This is a genomic window from Streptomyces sp. NPDC001156 (assembly GCF_053598275.1).
In genome coordinates, this window is record NZ_JBSFJX010000099.1 from 13,297 (window position 1) to 29,997 (window position 16,701).

The window sequence follows — 16,701 nt, forward strand, 5'->3', positions numbered from 1 at the left end:
GTCAGCCATGGCCATGAGCAGAGGTCCGAGCGCCTGAGCAGGAGCGCGCCACCACCCACGCCATGCTCGCGACACATCGGCCGGCGTCCCCGATGATGGGCGGGCCTCTGCCGAGCGCGACCACCGACACGGACGTGGCCGGTCTGCAAGCTGCCTTGTCCGCCGAGGTCGATGCCGAAGTCCGCTTCGACTCGGGCAGCAGGGGCGCATACGCGACGGACGGTTCCAATTACCGGCAGGTGCCCATCGGCGTCGTCGTGCCGCGCACCGTGGAGGCCGGTGCGCACACGGTTCAGGTTTGTGCGCGTTTCGGTGCCCCCGTCCTGTCACGTGGCGGCGGCACCAGCCTGGCGGGTCAGTCGACGAACACCGCCGTGGTGATCGACTGGAGCAAGTACTGCCACGCCCTGCTGTCCGTGGATCCCGAGGCGCGTACCTGTGTGGTCGAGCCGGGAATCGTCCTGGACGAACTCAACAAACGGCTCTCCGGCCATCGCATGCAGTTCGGGCCGAAACCCTCCACCCATACCCACTGTGCTCTGGGCGGCATGATCGGCAACAACTCGTGCGGCGCCTCCGCGCAGGCGTACGGCAAGACCGTCGACAACGTACGACGCCTCGAGGTCCTCACCTATGACGGCGTGCGCATGTGGGTGGGGCCGACCTCGACGACGGAGCGGACACGGATCAGCGCCGAGGGTGGTCGCAAGGCCGAGATCTACGACGGCATGGACCGCATCGTCACCGAGTACCTGGCGGACATCCGGCGCGGCTACCCGAAGATCCCCCGCCGAGTCTCCGGCTACAACCTGGACTCGCTGCTGCCGGAGAACGGCTTCGACGTTGCCCGGGCCCTGGTCGGCAGCGAGGGCACCCTGGTGACGGTACTGCGCGCCGAACTCGATCTGGTGCCGGTGCCGCCCTACCAGTCGCTGCTCGTCCTCGGCTACGACGACATCTGCCGGGCCGGCGACGACGTGTCCCGCCTGCTGGAGCACTGTTCGCCCAGCCAGCTGGAGGCGCTGGACGGACGGATGGCGCAGCTGATGCGGGAGGAGGGCGCCTACCTGGACTCGCTCGGCGTCCTCCCCGAGGGCGACAGCTGGCTGCTCGTGCAGTACAGCGGTGACAGCCGTGAGGCCGCCGACGAACAGGCGTACGCGCTGCTGCGCGCGATCGGCCGCAGCGAAAAGGACCCCGACGTGGCCTTCTCCGACAATCCGGAGCGCGAGCAGAAGATGCTCAGGGCCCGCGAGGCCGGGCTCGGCGTGACGGCGCGGCCGCCGGACGACCGGGAGACCTGGGAGGGCTGGGAGGACTCAGCCGTCCCGCCGGAGCGGCTCGGCGACTATCTGCGCGACCTCAAGCGCCTGTTCGACGAGTTCGGCTACGACCACCCCTCGCTGTACGGGCACTTCGGGCAGGGCTGCGTCCATACCCGTATCCCCTTCGGGCTGAAGACCGCCGAGGGCGTGGCCGACTTCCGCCGCTTCGTCGAGCGGGCCGCCGACCTCGTGGCCTCCTACGGCGGTTCCCTGTCGGGCGAGCACGGCGACGGTCAAGCGCGGGCAGAGCTGCTGCACCGGATGTTCGGTGAGCGGCTCGTGGCCGCGTTCGGTGAGCTGAAGACGCTGTTCGACCCCGGCGACAGAATGAACCCGGGCAAGATCGTCGACCCGAACCCGGTCGACGGGCAGCTCCGGCTCGGCCCCGGCTGGCGGCCGGCCACGCCTGACACGCATTTCGGCTACCCGGAGGACGAGCACTCCTTCACCCGTGCGGTGATGCGTTGCGTCGGCATCGGCAACTGCCGCGGCCACGAAGGCGGGGTGATGTGCCCCTCCTACCGGGCCACGAGGGAGGAGGAGCACTCGACGCGGGGCCGCGCTCGACTGTTGTTCGAGATGCTCGGCGGCCACGCCGACTCGGCCGTCACCGACGGCTGGCGCTCCACCGAGGTGCGGGACGCGCTCGATCTGTGCCTGGCCTGCAAGGGGTGCAAGTCGGACTGCCCGGTGGGCGTCGACATGGCCACCTACAAGGCCGAGTTCCTCGCTCACCATTACGAGGGACGCCTGCGCCCCGCCGCCCACTACTCCATGGGCTGGCTGCCACTGTGGGCCCGCCTGTCCCGCGTCGCTCCGTCCTTGGTGAACAACCTGCTGCAGGCTCCCGGCGTAAGCCGGGTGGGCAAGGCCCTGGCCGGCGTGGCCGAGTCCCGGCAAGCCCCGGTGTTCGCCCACCAGTCCTTCCTGCAGTGGTGGAAGGAACGGGATGCCGAGGACCCCGATCCGGCCGACCCGCGGACCGTGGTGCTGTGGCCCGACACCTTCAGCACCTACTTCCATCCGTCGATCGCGATCTCCGCCGTCCGCGTCCTGGAAGACGCCGGATTCCGGGTCGCCGTACCGACGAGGCCCGTTTGCTGCGGACTGACCTGGATCTCCACCGGCCAGCTGACCACCGCGGAGAAGGTGCTGCGGCGTACCGTGAACGTGCTGCGGCCCTACCTCGAGTCGAGCACCCCGATCATCGGGCTCGAACCCTCCTGCACAGCGGTGTTCCGAGCCGACGCGCCGGAGCTGATGCCCGCCGACCAGGACGTCAAGCGGCTGGCGGGGCAGGTCCGCACCTTCAGCGAGCAGCTCGTGCACCATGCGCCTGACGGCTGGCGGCCGCCGCAGCTCGCCCGCCAGGCGCTCGTGCAGACCCACTGCCACCAGCACGCGATCATGAAGTTCGACGCCGACCGGGAACTGATGCGCCGCTCCCACCTTGACGCCGAGGTGCTGGACGAGGGCTGCTGCGGCCTGGCCGGGAACTTCGGTTTCGAGCAAGGCCACTTCGACATCTCCATGGCCGTCGGGGAAGCGGGGGTCCTGCCCGCCGTACGCCAGGCCGCCCCGGGTGCTCTGGTGCTCGCCGACGGTTTCAGCTGCCGCACCCAGATCGAACAGGGCGCGACCGGCCGCCGTGCTCTGCACCTCGCCGAAGTCCTCGCCCTCGGCATCGACGGCAATCTTCCGAGCGAGCAGCCCGAACGCCTGGCCCAGCGGCCTCCTCACCCCTCTCGCGCGGCCCAGTGGGCGACCACCGCGGGCGTCGCGGCCCTCACGGTGACGGCCGCGACCGCGGCCGGGCGGGGAGCCGTGCGGTACCTGCGCCGCCCATGACCGCGGCCCCGAGAGCAACTGCGGAAAGGTCAGGAACATGTCGATGAAGGTCTCTGAGCACGTCCTGGGGCCTCAGCGTGACTGGGGGGTGGAGCACGTCCTCGCCGGCCCCGGCGACGGGCAGGGCGCCTGGGAGGCCGCGCCGGCGGCCGACAAGCCCTGTGTGTTGGACTGCATGACCGGCCCCGCTGTACCGCCCATCTCGCCACACGTGACTCCGGACCAGAGCGAGGCCGTTGCTTGCGTCTCCCTCAAGGGCTACGGCGACCGCGTCGCCCTGGTCCGGCAGGGCCCCAAACCTGAGGGCCAGGAGCTTCCGCCCGGCAGCCGCCATCGCCGGGACCGGCCCGGTACGGAGGACCACCAGTGAGCGACACTCCGGTCGTGGAGCGGCTGGACAGCGCCGTCTTCACCATTCCCACCGACGCGCCCGAAGCCGACGGCACCCTCAGCTGGGACAGCACCACACTCGTGCTGGCCACCGTCCGGTGCGGTGATGTCAGCGGCCTCGGCTACACCTACGCGCCCGAGGCGACGGCACGTGCCGTCGACGACCTCCTCGCCGGAGTGGTCATCGGGTCACCGGCGCTCGACGTGCCGCGCCTGAACGAGGCCATGCACCGCGCGGTGCGCAACGCCGGTCTGCCCGGCGTGGCCGCCCAGGCCATCGCGGCCGTCGACATCGCCCTGTGGGATCTGAAGGCGCGGCTGCTCGGACTGCCGCTGGTGCGGCTGCTGGGCGCCGCCTGCGACGCCGTTCCGGTCTACGGCAGCGGCGGATTCACCACGTACGACGACCAGCAGCAAGAGCGTCAACTGCGCGGCTGGGTCGAGGAGGAGGGCATCCCCCGGGTCAAGATCAAGATTGCCGAGTCCTGGGGGCGCCGGGAGGACCGCGACCGCCGACGCGTCGCCAGGGCTCGCGCCTGCATAGGTGACAGCCCCGACCTGTTTGTCGACGCCAACGGCGGCTACGACGCCAAGCAGGCAGTGCGTATGGGAAGGGAACTCGCCGACGAAGGCGTGAACTGGTTCGAGGAGCCGGTCTCCTCCGACCACCTCACCACTCTCGCCATGATCCGCGACCGGCTCACCTCGGAGGTCGCCGCCGGCGAATACGGCTACACGCTTCCGTACTTCGAGCACATGCTCGCCGCCGGTGCCGTGGACTGCCTGCAGGCCGACGTGACCCGCTGCGGCGGCATCACCGTCTGGCTGCGCGCCGCCGCCCTCGCCCAGGCCCGCGGGATCGACATCTCCGGGCACTGCGCCCCACACGCCCACGCGCACGTCGCCGGAGCCGTGCCCAACCTGCGGCACCTGGAGTGGTTCCACGACCACGTCCGCATCGAGCGCATCCTCTTCGACGGGGTCCTCGACGCCACCGGCGGCACCATCGCACCGGGAGCCGAGGGCACACCGGGGCTGGGACTGACCTTGAACACCGAGCGCGCACAGCCCTACCGAGTGGTCTGACCGCAGGAGGCCGCACCATGAGCACCACATCCTTCCCGCCGCACGCGCTGCACGACTACGCACTGCTGGCCGACGGGGAACGGGGCGCGCTCATCGGACCGGACGGCGCCCTCACCTGGCTGTGCGCCCCGACCTGGCACGACGACGCCGTCTTCGCCTCTCTGATCGGTGGCGGAGGCGTCTACGCCGTGACCCCGCGCGCCGACTGGGTCCCCGGCGGCTACTACGAGGACGGGACCTTGATCTGGCGCAGCCGCTGGGTCACCACCGAGGGCGTCATCGAGTGCCGTGAGTGCCTGGCCCTCCCCGGTGAGGAGGACCGCCTGGTCCTGCTGCGGCAGGTGCTCGCCGTCGACGGCCCGGCCCGTCTCCGGGTCGTGCTCGACCCGCGTGCCGACTACGGTCGTGCCCCACTGACGACCCCGCACCGCGACGACGACGGCGTCTGGCACCTGAACACAGGCCGCCGGCACCTGCGTTGGCAGGGCGCCCCGTCCGCCACCGCCGGCGAGCAGGGCCTGACCGCCGATCTGGTGCTGAGGCCCGGCGAAAGCCACGACCTGATTCTGGAGTGCTCCCGCTCCCGGCTGCCGCACGCCCTTCCGCGGGCCGCGGAGACCTGGGCCGCGACCGAGCAGGCCTGGCGGCAGGCCGTGCCCGCGCTGGAGCAGACCATCGCGCCCGCCGACGCCAGACGCGCCTACGCCCTGCTGCGCGGGCTGACCACGCACGGCGGCGGAATGGTCGCCGCGGCCACCACCAGCCTGCCCGAACGCGCCCAGGCGGGACGCAACTACGACTACCGGTACGTGTGGATCCGGGACCAGAGCTACGCCGGACAGGCGGCGGCCGCCGCGAACGCCCCGGAACTCCTCGACGCCGCCGTCCGTTTCGTCAGCGAGCGGCTGCTGGCCGACGGCCCACACCTCGCTCCTGCCTACACCGTGCACGGCACGGCCGTCCCCGGCCAGCAAGACCTCGCCCTGCCCGGCTACCCCGGCGGCTCCAGCCGGATCGGCAACCACGTGCGCAAGCAGTTCCAGCTGGACTGCTTCGGTGAGGCGTTGTTGCTGTTCGCGGCGGCCGAGCGGGGTGACCGGCTGGACGCCGACGCCTGGAAGGCGGCAGACCTCGCGGTGCGGGCCGTCGCCGAGCGATGGCGGGAGCCCGACGCGGGGATCTGGGAACTCGACGCCCGGCAGTGGACCCACAGCCGGCTCATCTGCGCCGCCGGGCTGCGCGCCCTGGCCGCCGCGGCACCCCACCGCCCACTCGCCGGCACCTGCACCGACCTCGCCGACACCCTGGTAGCCGCCACCTCAGCGGGCGGCGTGCATCCCGACGGCCACTGGCAGCGCACCCCCGACGACCCGTCGGTCGACGCCGCGCTGCTGCTGCCCCCCGTGCGTGGGGCGCTGCCCGCCGACGACGTGCGCACGCGCGCCACCCTGCGTGCCTGCCGCGAGCAACTGACCCAGGACCACTTCATCTACCGCTTCCGTCACGACGAGCGGCCTCTGGAGGAGGCCGAGGGGGCGTTCCTGTTGTGCGGGTTCGTCATGGCGCTCGCCGAACACCAGCAAGGTCACGCGGTCGACGCGCACCGCTGGTTCGAACGAAACCGTGGCGCCTGCGGCGCGTCGGGTCTGTACGCGGAGGAGTTCGACATCGCCCAGCGCCAGTTGCGCGGCAACATCCCCCAGGCCTTTGTCCACGCGTTGCTGCTGGAGACGGCGGCTCGCCTCGCCGAACCGCCTGATCCGCACTGCACACGCCGATCAGGGGGCTGACCTGCGGCTGGGGGCAGAGCCGCAGCGCCGCAGGTTCTCCGGCTCAGAGGGCGGTCGCGACCCGGTGAGCTGCCGTGCCCATCCTTGGGAGCGCCCCCTGCGATCCCTGGATCAGGATGCGTTCGTTCCCCGGCCGAAGAGTCGTCCGGCGAGGTCGATGCCCGTGACCGCGCCGGTCTCGTCGCGGGTGAAGAAGCCGCGCTGTCCCTTCAGGCCGCCCTCGGTGATGATGTACTCGTCGCCCGGCCCGGGCAGGAACCCCATCGTGGCCGCCGGGTAGTCCGGGGGCATCTCGACGTCCGATGGCTGGCGGATCTCCGGCTTGATCCCGACTGCGAGCGTGAGGAGGGCCCCGTCGGTGGCGATGTCGAGGTTCATGGCGTCGATCTCGTATCGGCCGGCGACCTCCCGTGCCCGCCCCCCGTCGTACGGGATCGGTTCCGGGTCACGTTCGACCACGCCGAGACAGTGCTCAAGTGCCCAGCGGACGACGGCCTGATTGAACTGGTAGCCGTCCGGGCCGGCGTTGGCCAGGGAGACCACGGCGAAGTCCCGTTCGGGTACGACGAGCAACTCGGAGAACTGGCCGTTGCCCGACCCGCCGTGCCCGATCGTCCGGACGCCGTCCACATCGCGAAGGAACCAGCAGATACCGAAGGCGTCTCCGAGGGTGCTGCCGCGCAGTTCGACCGTCTGCTCCTTCATGCGAGCCAGCGCCTCAGCGGGCAGAACAGCGTCGCCGGTGCCGAGATGGAACCGGGCCCAGCGCAGGAGGTCGTCGACCGAGGACACGATGCCTCCGCCGGGATTGTTGCCGTGGTCACCGGCCCGGAACGCCTTCCACGGCTGGGCGCGCCGCAGCGCCCCGTCCTCGCCGCGGTTGTAACCCACGGCGAAGCGACGGACGATGACGTCGTCCACGTCGAAGAAGGTGTTCGACAGCCCCAGGGGTTCCAGCACCAGCGAGGCGACGGCCTTTTCGAAGGCCAGGCCCGTGACCTGCTCGACGACGCGCCCGGCGAGGTTGTAGCCGGCCTGGCTGTACGAGGCACGGGTGCCGGGCGGTGCGATCATGGCCAGCTCGGCGAGCTTCGCCACGAATGCCGCCAGGGACCCGTCCCCCTCCTCGGTCTCGATCAGGTTCCAGTCCAGCCCCGCGGTGTGGTTGAGCAGGTTGAGCACGGTGATCTGCTCAGCCGCCTGCTCGTCGGCGAGCTTGAGCTCGGGGATGTACCGGCGCACCGGCGCCTCCAGCTCCACCCTTCCCTCGGCGGCCAGGCGCATCAGGGTGGTCGCCGTGAAGGTCTTGCTCACCGAGCCCAGGGGGAACAACGTCTTCTCGTCGACAGGCAGCGGATTGTCGATGCTCGTCACACCGTGGGACGCGTAGACCTCCTGACCGTCCGCAAGCACCCCGACGGCGACGCCGGGAATGCCGAACTCCTTGGCCGTCGCCTCGACGAAATCGGACAGCGTCTCCTGTGTCATTGCTCCTACCCCTCCCGCACGTAGGCACTTGAACTAAGTGCAATTCAGAACCTAGGCCCTTCTTGAACAAAGTGCAAGGGTCTCTGAACTAAGTACAAGTAAGATGGCGGTCATGCCGCGAGACACGCTGACCGCAGACCAGATCGTCCGTGCCGCCATCGAGTTGCTGGACGACGAGGGACTGGACGGTCTGAACATGCGCAGCCTGGGCAAACGGCTCGGCTCGGCCGCCACGGCGATCTACTGGCACATCAAGACCAAGGACGACCTCGTCCGGCTCGCCGGTGACGCGATCTGGGACGAGGTCGAACTGGCCGACCTCGATGCCACCGACTGGCGCACGGCCGCCACCGCCTTCGCCACCGGCATGCACGCCATGCTCACCAGGCACCCGTGGTACGGGCAGGCGTTCGGTAGCCACCTCCTCTACGGGCCTGGCAAGGCCCGCCACGACGACTACAGCCTCGCCGTCTATGAGAAGGCGGGATTCGCGGCCGCCGACGCGGACCGGGCGGCCGCCACGGTCTTCATCTTCGTGCTCGGCAGCGCCCTCGGGGCCGCTGCGCAGGTGTCGCTGACCCGCAGGCTGAGCAAGAACGGCCAAGATGCCGGGCAACTGCTGGCCGACACCATGGCACGGGCCACCGAGATCGCCGCGAGGTTCCCGCGACTGCGCGAGCGACTCGACACCCCGGCCGCCGACGACTACGCCAATGCACCCGACAACAGCTTCGAGTTCGGCCTTCAGGCCATCCTCGACGGCTTCCAGGCCCGCATCGCCGCCGACCGCCAGCCGGGCGACGCGTAGTCCTCACCGGCCGGGGTGTCGGACGGCTCGCGCCGGCGTAGACACGTCATCTGCCCCTCCCCGGACGCCTGGTGAGACCCCTGGTCCGCCTGCTCGGCGGTGGTCAGGAGCAGGACCTGCCCGGGGCGAGCGCGGGCGCCGCCACGTTGCCCACGGCCCGTTTGAAGTCAGGGCAGTCGACGATCGGCTCGTGGTCGCAGACGGCCGCGTGCCGCAGGCTGTCGCGCAGCCGCCTGAGCCGGCCGATCTGCTCGTCGAGGTGGTGCGCCTTGGTGGCCATACGGGATCGCAGGTCCACGTCGGACGGACGCGCCGTCAGAAAGCGTTCGATCTCGGCGATGGAGAATCCGGCGCTGCGCGCGCATGTGATCAGCGCGAGGCGTTCCAGCACGTCCGGGTGGTAGGTGCGGCGAAGGCCATTGCGGCCGGCAGCGGCGATCAGGCCCTTCTTCTCGTAGAACCGCAGCGCCGAAGGCGCCAGACCGCAGTGCTCTGCGACCTCGGCGATGTCCAGCAGCGATGCTTCCATTCCGCCTCCTTGACTTGAATCGCGGTTCAAGTCGCAGCCTAGTCGCCATGGAAATCCATCACTTGAACTGCGGATCGGTGCGGACGATCGAGGCCACCTACGACGGCCCGCATCCCGCACCCGCGGTCAACCACTGCCTGCTGATCGAGACCGACACCGACGGCTTGGTCCTCGTCGAGACCGGATTGGGACTCGGCGACGTCCGGGACCCAGGCGCCACGCTCGGCACCGAGTGGGTCGAGATGACACAACCCGCCCTGGACGAGAGGGAGACAGCCACCCGGCAGATCGCCCGGCTCGGCCATGCCCCGTCCGACGTGCGCCACATCATCGTCACCCACCTGGACGTCGACCACTGCGGCGGCCTGCCCGACTTCCCCGACGCCCAGGTCCACGTCATGGCCGCCGAACTCGACGCGGCGCTCGCCCAGGCGCCCAGCTTCCGCTACCGCAGGGCTCACTGGGCACACGAACCGCATTGGGTCACCTACGGTCCCGAGCCCGGCGAAGAATGGTTCGACTTCACCGCGCTGCAGCCGAAGGGGCTCCCACCGGAGATCAGACTCGTCCCCCTCGGCGGTCACACGGCCGGCCACACCGGGGTCGCCGTGCGGGACGGCGACCGCTGGCTCCTCCACTGCGGCGACGCGTACTACTACCACCGCGAAATCGAGGAACTGAAGGAACCCCACCCCCTGCTGGACATCGTGCAGACGCGCTCACAGGTGCACCGCGACCTGCGGCTCGGAACGCAAGCACGGCTGCGCGAGCTGGTCCGCGACCACGGTGACCAGGTCGAGGTCTTCTGTGCACACGACCCATGGGAGCTGGCCCGCTACCGGAGTGACGTCACCTTGGGGCTGGGATGAGGCCGCTTCGGATGCGGAGCCCTCGGGCCGGCGCGAGCGCCTGTAGGTGCGCGCTTGCGACGCGGTTCCGGTGTCACCCGGCGGCTGTGGGATCGAGAAGTACACCGGGGTTGAGGATCCCGGCCGGGTCGAGCGCCTGTTTCGCGGCACCCAGTGCGAGGGCGAACGGCTCCGGGCGCTGGCGGTCGTAGCCGGGCCGGTGGTCGCGGCCGACCGCGTGATGGTGGGTGACGGTCGCGCCGAGGTCGTGGAGGATCTCCATGGCGGCCGACTTGATCCGGTCCCACATCGTGACCTCCTCACCGCGCCGCCCCGGTGCGATGACGGTGAAGTACGGCGCGGGCCCGTCCGGATAGACGTGGGTGAAGCGGCAGTTGATCGTGCCTTCGGCGCCCGTCACCTCCCGTACGACGTCGGCCAGTTGCGTGCGCACCGACTCGTAAAGCTCCGGCGCGCGGTCCCAGGTGCAGGCTGTTTCGAACGTCTCGGTGATCACCGCCATGCGGGCGAGCGCATCGCGGAGATACGGCATTCTGAGGAACGCCGAGCGCCAGGTGTCGGCGGCGGCGTCCGCGGAGCCCGGTGCCGTCGACGCGGGCGAGCCGCCGTGGTCGCGGGCCAAGGTGACGAGTTCCGTCAAGCGCCCGCCGACCGGGACGTGGGCCGACTCCACTCCGAGGATGAGCGTGCTCCGGCCGTCCTGTGCGACTCCTGCCAGGGCGGCCTCCCCGGGGTCGAGCAGTCGGCAGTTGGCCGGGTGCAGACCCGACTGGGCGACGGTGCGCACGGCGTCCATGGCGGCGTGGACGTCGTCGAACAGCAGCGTGGCCGACGCCTTGTGGCGCGGGCGTTCCTGGAGCCGCATCCAGGCCTCGGTGATCACACCGAGGGTGCCCTCGGAGCCCAGGAACAGCCGGTCGGGGGAGGGGCCCGCTCCTGAACCGGGCAGCCGCAGCGATTCGCTGACCCCGACGGGCGTCACCACGCGCATCGACTCGACGAGGTCGTCGATGTGGGTGTACAGCGTGGCGTAGTGGCCCCCGGCCCGGGTGGCCAGCCAGCCGCCAAGAGTGGAGAACTCGAAACTCTGCGGGAAGTGGCGAAGGGTGAGTCCATGCGGCCGCAGTTGGGTCTCGAGGGCGGGGCCGAGGGCGCCGGCCTGGATCCGGGCGGCCCGGCTGACCCGGTCGATCTCCAGTACCTGGTCGAGGGACGAAAGATCCAGGGACACCACGGCGCGGTGCCGGTCCGCGCGGTATTCGACCCCGCCTACGACCGAACTGCCCGCACCGTACGGCACGACGGCCACGTGCGTGTCCGCCGCCCAGTCGAGGACGTCGATCACGTCCTGCTCGGTACGCGGGTGGGCGACCTGGTCGGGTGCTGCCGTGAGGTCTCCGTCGAGGGCACGGATCACGTCGCGGTAGGCCTTGCCGTAGGTGTGTGAAGCCCGGTCCTCGGGCGCGGCCGACATCAGAGGCGCCAGGGCGGCGGGCGGCTCGATCCGCACCTTGGGCAGTGCGAGGGCGGAGATGTCGGGCACGGGCAGCGGGGTTTGTGCCGCACCGGGGACCAGCGACCCGAGGGCGACGCACTCGGCGTCGGGCAGTGCCTGGTCCGCAGCGCCCCAGCCCCACCAGGAGCGGCTCCGGGAGCGGGACACGGACGGTGTGCGGCTGTCGGCCACGAGCTGACCTCTCATAATTTACCATTGAGTAATTTACCGCAGGGTAGGGTATCCGGCATGACGACAGCAAGAGCTTCGGCCGCCCCGGATCCGGCCGATGGCCCTTCGAAGGGCAACCGGGACAGGGACCGCGGCGCCGGCACCAAGGGCGTCCCGCGCGCTCGCCGGGAGGAGCAGATCCTCGGCGCGGCCCTGGAGGAGTTCGGCCGGCATGGCCACGCCGCGGCGTCGATGACCGAGATCGCCCGGCGCGTGGGCGTCACAAAACCGATGCTCTACACCTACTTCGGGTCCAAGGACGGCCTCTACACGGCCTGTGTCGACCACATCGGCCCCCGCCTGCTCGCGGCGATCAGCGAAGCCATGGCGTCGAGCCCGTCGGAGAACCGGCTGCCCCACACGGTGCTCGCCGCGGTCTTCCGAACGCTGGAGGAGCGGCGGCACGCCTGGTTCGTGCTGTACGACCGGACGCTGCCGCACGGCTCCGAGCCGTGGCACGCGGCCAACCGCCACCGCGAGGCCATCGACGAGTTGGCGGCCGCCGGTACCGCCGGTCTGCTGCACGGCCAGGGCAATGACGACGCACTGGACGCGGACGCCCTCAAGCATGTGTGGACGGGCGTGGTCAGTGCGCTGGTCGGCTGGTGGATCTCCCACCCCGAACTGTCCGGAGACGACATGAGCGCGCGTTGCGCCCGGCTGATCTCCGCCGTCCGCAACGGCGCCTGAGGCATTGCTCCGAGCGCGGCCTCAATGACGTACTGCGCGTCTGTCCACCTGATGCGCCGCGCTTGCTGCATGAGCCGACCACGGTCCGCCGTGAGCTCGGGCCGCCCGCAACGGTCGGCGAATCGCCAGGGCGGCACGCGTGTCGCTACGCGATCATGTCTTGGGTCACGCCCGCTGCACGAGCAGGCCCCCCGCCCCTGCTGAGCGCATCGATGTCGACCGAGTCATGCGGTGGCCTCGTCGAGGAGTTCGAGCACATGCCGGTAGGGCCGGCCGGTGGCGCGGGACATCCCCATCTCGCAGGTGCGGTTGCACGAGGCGTACGCGTCGAAGTCGCCCGCGGTGATCTCGGCCGCCTGGGCGGCGGTGGCGGAGGCGGTGACCTCCGGGTGGAGCAGTCCGCGGTCCCCGGCGAAGGCGCAGCAGCCCCAGTTGTCGGGCACGGTCACCTCGGCGCTGACGGCGGCGGCGACGGTGCGCAGGGCGACGTCGATGCCGAGGTGGACGGTGGAGCAGGTGGGGTGCAGGGCGAGACTGCCCAGCCGGCGGGGGGTGGGGAGAGCAGGCAGCAGGTGCTCGGCGGTGAACGCGACGCTGTCGACGAAGCGCAGCGCGCTGAAGCGGGCGCGCTCGGACTCCGGGAGGACGTCGGCCAGTTGTTCCAGGCCGTGGGTGCAGGAGGACGCGTCGCAGACCACCGGCAGACGGCCGTGGTCGCTCGCCTCCCACAGCACCTGGAGCGTGCGGGCGGCCATGGTGCGGTGTCCGGCGGTGTAGCCCTTGGACTGCCAGGGCGTGCCGCAGCACAGGCCGGCCAGCTTGTCGGGCACGGCCACGGGGACGCCCGCGCGTTCACACAGGCGCAGAAACGCAGCCGCCGCACCGCCGGAGGTGCCTTCGGGGGCGAAGACGCTGCCGATGCACGCGGCGAAGAACACCGCCTGCGCCTCGGTGTGGCGCTGGGGCGCGGGACGGGCGGGTCCGCCGCGGGGGATGTCGTCGGACCAGGCGGGGACCAGCTCGCCGGCCCCCGCCTTGCGGATGGTGCCGGTCGCGGCGCGCAGGAGGGGGGCGGGCACGACGTGGGCGGTGTTCAGTGCGGCGCGCACGCCGGTGACCGCGCCACGCCAGTGCCGGGCCACGGTGTCGCCGGCTCGCTGGGCCGTGGGGCTGTGGCGCTCCGCGCGCAGGCGCTTCATGACCGCGCCGGTGTCGATGGTGACGGGGCAGGCGGTCACGCAGAGGCTGTCGGCCGCGCAGCTGTCGACCGCCGCGTAGGCGTAGTCGGTCTCCAGGGCGCGGCGGGTCTCCTCGTCACCGGCGGCGGTGGCCAGCGCGATCTCGCGTTGCAGGGCGATGCGCTGGCGCGGCGTCGTGGTGACGTCCGCGGTCGGGCAGACCGGTTCGCAGTAGCCGCACTCCACACAGGCGTCCAGCGCCGGATCGACCTCCGGGACGCTCTTCAGGTCGCGCAGGTGTGCCTCCGGGTCGTCGGTCAGCAACACCCCGGGATTGAGGACGCCGTGCGGGTCGCACAGCCGCTTCAGCTCGACCATGACGTCGTACAGTTCGTCGCCGTACTGGCGCCGTACGAACGGGGCCATGGCGCGGCCGGTGCCGTGCTCTGCCTTCAGGGTGCCGCCGGCGTCCAGGACGAGGTCGACCATGGCGTCGGTGAAACGGGCGTAGCGCTCCGTCTCGGCCCGCGTGTCGAAGTCCTGGGTGAGCATGAAGTGCAGGTTGCCGTCCCTGGCATGGCCGAAGATCACCGCGTCCTGGTAGCCGTACCGGTCGAACAGGCCGATGAGTCCCTCGCAGGTGTCGGTCAGCCGCTCCATGGGGACCGCGATGTCCTCGAGCAGGGCGGTGGTGCCCGGGCGGCGCGCTCCCGCCACCGCGGTGTAAAGGCCCTTGCGCAGATGCCACAGCCGCGCCCGCACCCGCGCGTCGCGGGTCAGCGCGGTGCCGCTGATGGCGGGCAGTCGGTCCAGGACCGGCTGGGCGGCGGCCACGGTCGCGTCCAGCACCTCGGCGCTGTCCTCGGCGAACTCCACCAGCAGCGCGGCGTGCCGCTCCACGCGCAGACCGCGCAGTTCGGCCACGGGATTTGTGGCCTGCTGCGCCACGCGCAGCGACGCTGCATCCAGCAGTTCGGCGGTGCGGGCACCGGCGGCCAGCAGCGTCGGCAGCGCGTTGGTGGCCTCGGCCAGACCCGGGAGCACCAGCAGGCCCGTGGCGGTATGGGGGAGAAGCGGCACGGTACGGAAGACGGCCTCGCCGACGAAGCCCAGGGTCCCCTCGCTGCCGATCATCAGGTGGGCGAGCATGTCGGCGGGGTCGGTGTGATCCAGGAACGAGTTCAGCCCGTAGCCCATGGTGTTCTTCATCGCGAACAGCCGCTCCACCGTGGCCCGGGCGGCTGCCGAGTCGCGGACGCGGTCCCGCAACCTCAACAGCCCGGCGTGGAGTTCGGGCTCGCGGGCGCGCAGTGCCTGGTCCGCGTCCGGGGCCCCCGTGTCCACCACGGTGCCCGACGGCAGCACGAACTGCAGGGACTCCATGGTGCGGTAGGCGTTGTCGCGGGTGCCGCAGTTCATGCCGCTGGAGTTGTTGGCGACCAGTCCGCCGATGGTGCACGCGGACTCGCTGGCCGGGTCGGGGCCCAGCCTGCGCCCGTAACGGGCGAGCCGCGCATTGGCCTGACGCACCGTCAGTCCGGGTTGGAGCCGGATCCGCAGGCCCTCGTCCAGCACCTCCGCGGCGCGCCAGTGACTGCGGACGTCGACCAGGATGCCGTCGCCGCCCGCCTGCCCCGCCAGGCTGGTGCCCCCCGAGCGCAACGTCAGCGGCACCCCCGCTCTGCGCGCCCCCGCCATCAGCGCACCCACCTCGGCCGCCGACGCCGCACGCACCACCGCTCGGGGCGTGAACAGATACGGCGAGGCGTCATGCGCCACCGCGACCCTGCGGGGCACCTCGGTGGACACCCGCGCCGGGTCGCCCACGCATTCGGCCAGGATCTCGGCCAGGCCGGGCGCGGCCGGGTCGTGGGCGGCCGACTCGGCCGGGGGTGTGACAGCGGGGGTGCTCATGGTTCCTACTGGTTCCTCGGTACGGGGCTGGTTCCTCGGTACGGGGCGGTCAGTGGACGGGGGCCGGGATCCGCAGCAGGCGCGGCGGCAGCGCGGCCGGTTCGGGCAGACGCAGCGGCGACAGGCCGGGGGTGATGCTCCCCAGCAGCGCGGCACGCCGGGCACCCGTGCCCGACGGAAGGGCGCCCGGCAGACCGTTCACGGTGAGGAAGCCCAGCACGGCGAACGCCAGCGCCTCCTTCGCGTCCGACGGCAGACCGAGATCGTCGCTGGGGCGCAGCGCCACGCCGGGCAGCTCTTCGGCGATCATGCGCATCAACACAGGATTGCGCACACCGCCGCCGGAGACCACAAGGCTCGTGACACCGTGCGCCTGGCAGGCGTCCGCCACCGTGACGGCGGTCAGCCTGGAAAGCGTGGCCAGGACGTCGTTCGCGTCGGGCGTGGGCACCGCGGCCAGCGTCCGCAGCAGATACGGCAGGTGGAAGTGCTCCTTGCCGGTGCTCTTGGGTGCGGGCCTGCGGTAGTACGGATCGTCCAGCAGGGCCGCGAGCAGTTCGGCGCTGACGCGGCCGGCACCTGCCCGGCGGCCGTCCTCGTCGTAGGAGGCGGCGCCGTCGGTGAAGTGGCGTACGGCGGCGTCCAGCAGTGCGTTGGCGGGACCGGTGTCGAAAGCGACAGGGTCGGCGCCCGGCGCGACGACCGTGACATTGGCGATGCCGCCGAGGTTGAGTGCCGCCGGGACCCCCGGCAGCCCCCGCAGGAGCAGGGTGTCGGTCATGCCGACCAGCGGGGCTCCCTGTCCGCCCGCGGCCACGTCCCGGCTGCGCAGATCGGACACGACCGGGAGTCCGGTGGCCTCGGCGATCCAGGCGGGCTGGCCCAGTTGCAGGGTGCCGCGGACCGTGCCGTCCTCCACCCAGTGGTGCATGGTTTGGCCGTGCGAGACCACCAGATCGGCGGCGCCGGCGACAGCCGCAGTCCCATCGTCGACAGGACAGCAGCGGCCTGTTCCCGCAGCTCTACGGCATCGGCCCGGGTCCCCGAGACCATCAGACAC

The 16,701-nt window shown here is 71.3% G+C and carries 12 protein-coding genes; 7 read left to right on the forward strand and 5 right to left on the reverse strand.

Annotated features, from left to right (window positions below):
- The first annotated feature begins 92 nt into the window (after positions 1-92).
- From ACWDA7_RS32985 to ACWDA7_RS33000, 4 genes are read left to right on the forward strand one after another with little or no spacing between them, the layout of a single operon-like run.
- Complete coding sequence (locus ACWDA7_RS32985; protein WP_450609028.1) at positions 93-3,173, forward strand: FAD-binding and (Fe-S)-binding domain-containing protein; 3,081 nt, start codon at positions 93-95, stop codon at positions 3,171-3,173.
- A 43-nt stretch (positions 3,174-3,216) separates the two neighbouring features.
- The gene (locus tag ACWDA7_RS32990) at positions 3,217-3,543 is read left to right on the forward strand and encodes a pyruvate decarboxylase (RefSeq protein ID WP_450609008.1); all 327 of its coding nucleotides are present in this window, start codon (positions 3,217-3,219) and stop codon (positions 3,541-3,543) included.
- Positions 3,540-4,649: an enolase C-terminal domain-like protein gene (locus ACWDA7_RS32995; protein ID WP_450609009.1), complete on the forward strand. Its 1,110-nt coding sequence runs from the start codon at positions 3,540-3,542 to the stop codon at positions 4,647-4,649. The genes ACWDA7_RS32990 and ACWDA7_RS32995 overlap by 4 nt, the downstream gene beginning before the upstream one ends.
- Positions 4,650-4,666: 17 nt before the next feature.
- Positions 4,667-6,439: a glycoside hydrolase family 15 protein gene (locus ACWDA7_RS33000; RefSeq protein ID WP_450609011.1), complete on the forward strand. Its 1,773-nt coding sequence runs from the start codon at positions 4,667-4,669 to the stop codon at positions 6,437-6,439.
- A gap of 111 nt (positions 6,440-6,550) precedes the next feature.
- Here ACWDA7_RS33000 and ACWDA7_RS33005 read toward each other — a convergent pair whose 3' ends face one another.
- A complete protein-coding gene (locus tag ACWDA7_RS33005) occupies positions 6,551-7,927 on the reverse strand; it encodes a serine hydrolase domain-containing protein (RefSeq protein WP_450609013.1) in 1,377 nt (458 codons plus the stop codon).
- Between the two features lie 112 nt (positions 7,928-8,039).
- Between ACWDA7_RS33005 and ACWDA7_RS33010 the strand changes: the two genes are divergently transcribed.
- The gene (locus ACWDA7_RS33010) at positions 8,040-8,735 is read left to right on the forward strand and encodes a TetR/AcrR family transcriptional regulator (protein WP_450609015.1); all 696 of its coding nucleotides are present in this window, start codon (positions 8,040-8,042) and stop codon (positions 8,733-8,735) included.
- Positions 8,736-8,838: 103 nt separating this feature from the next.
- Here ACWDA7_RS33010 and ACWDA7_RS33015 read toward each other — a convergent pair whose 3' ends face one another.
- The gene (locus ACWDA7_RS33015) at positions 8,839-9,264 is read right to left on the reverse strand and encodes a MerR family transcriptional regulator (protein WP_450609016.1); all 426 of its coding nucleotides are present in this window, start codon (positions 9,262-9,264) and stop codon (positions 8,839-8,841) included.
- Positions 9,265-9,311: 47 nt separating this feature from the next.
- Between ACWDA7_RS33015 and ACWDA7_RS33020 the strand changes: the two genes are divergently transcribed.
- Complete coding sequence (locus ACWDA7_RS33020) at positions 9,312-10,133, forward strand: MBL fold metallo-hydrolase (RefSeq protein WP_450609018.1); 822 nt, start codon at positions 9,312-9,314, stop codon at positions 10,131-10,133.
- 73 nt (positions 10,134-10,206) lie between these two features.
- Here the strand turns inward: ACWDA7_RS33020 and ACWDA7_RS33025 are convergent, their stop codons facing one another.
- Entirely contained in the window at positions 10,207-11,820 is a 1,614-nt protein-coding gene (locus ACWDA7_RS33025) for an FAD-binding oxidoreductase (RefSeq protein ID WP_450609020.1), read from the reverse strand.
- Positions 11,821-11,877: 57 nt separating this feature from the next.
- On the opposite strand from ACWDA7_RS33025, the gene ACWDA7_RS33030 reads away from it, so the two are divergent.
- Entirely contained in the window at positions 11,878-12,549 is a 672-nt protein-coding gene (locus ACWDA7_RS33030) for a TetR/AcrR family transcriptional regulator (RefSeq protein ID WP_450609022.1), read from the forward strand.
- A 224-nt stretch (positions 12,550-12,773) separates the two neighbouring features.
- Here the strand turns inward: ACWDA7_RS33030 and ACWDA7_RS33035 are convergent, their stop codons facing one another.
- Both ACWDA7_RS33035 and ACWDA7_RS33040 read right to left on the reverse strand, forming a co-directional pair.
- Entirely contained in the window at positions 12,774-15,641 is a 2,868-nt protein-coding gene (locus ACWDA7_RS33035; protein ID WP_450609024.1) for an FAD-binding and (Fe-S)-binding domain-containing protein, read from the reverse strand.
- Positions 15,642-15,690: 49 nt separating this feature from the next.
- Positions 15,691-16,701, reverse strand: a 1,011-nt coding sequence (locus ACWDA7_RS33040; protein WP_450609026.1) for an anhydro-N-acetylmuramic acid kinase, incomplete at its 5' end; no start/stop codon positions are given.

Excerpts from the sequence above, each read along its gene's own strand:
- ACWDA7_RS32985 (WP_450609028.1), top strand. The coding sequence starts at position 93 with ATGATGGGCGGGCCTCTGCCGAGCGCGACCACCGACACGGACGTGGCC.
- ACWDA7_RS33005 (WP_450609013.1), bottom strand. The coding sequence starts at position 7,927 with ATGACACAGGAGACGCTGTCCGATTTCGTCGAGGCGACGGCCAAGGAG.
- ACWDA7_RS33010 (WP_450609015.1), top strand. The coding sequence starts at position 8,040 with ATGCCGCGAGACACGCTGACCGCAGACCAGATCGTCCGTGCCGCCATC.
- ACWDA7_RS33015 (WP_450609016.1), bottom strand. The coding sequence starts at position 9,264 with ATGGAAGCATCGCTGCTGGACATCGCCGAGGTCGCAGAGCACTGCGGT.
- ACWDA7_RS33000 (WP_450609011.1), top strand. The coding sequence starts at position 4,667 with ATGAGCACCACATCCTTCCCGCCGCACGCGCTGCACGACTACGCACTG.
- ACWDA7_RS32990 (WP_450609008.1), top strand. The coding sequence starts at position 3,217 with ATGAAGGTCTCTGAGCACGTCCTGGGGCCTCAGCGTGACTGGGGGGTG.
- ACWDA7_RS33030 (WP_450609022.1), top strand. The coding sequence starts at position 11,878 with ATGACGACAGCAAGAGCTTCGGCCGCCCCGGATCCGGCCGATGGCCCT.
- ACWDA7_RS33035 (WP_450609024.1), bottom strand. The coding sequence starts at position 15,641 with ATGAGCACCCCCGCTGTCACACCCCCGGCCGAGTCGGCCGCCCACGAC.
- ACWDA7_RS33020 (WP_450609018.1), top strand. The coding sequence starts at position 9,312 with ATGGAAATCCATCACTTGAACTGCGGATCGGTGCGGACGATCGAGGCC.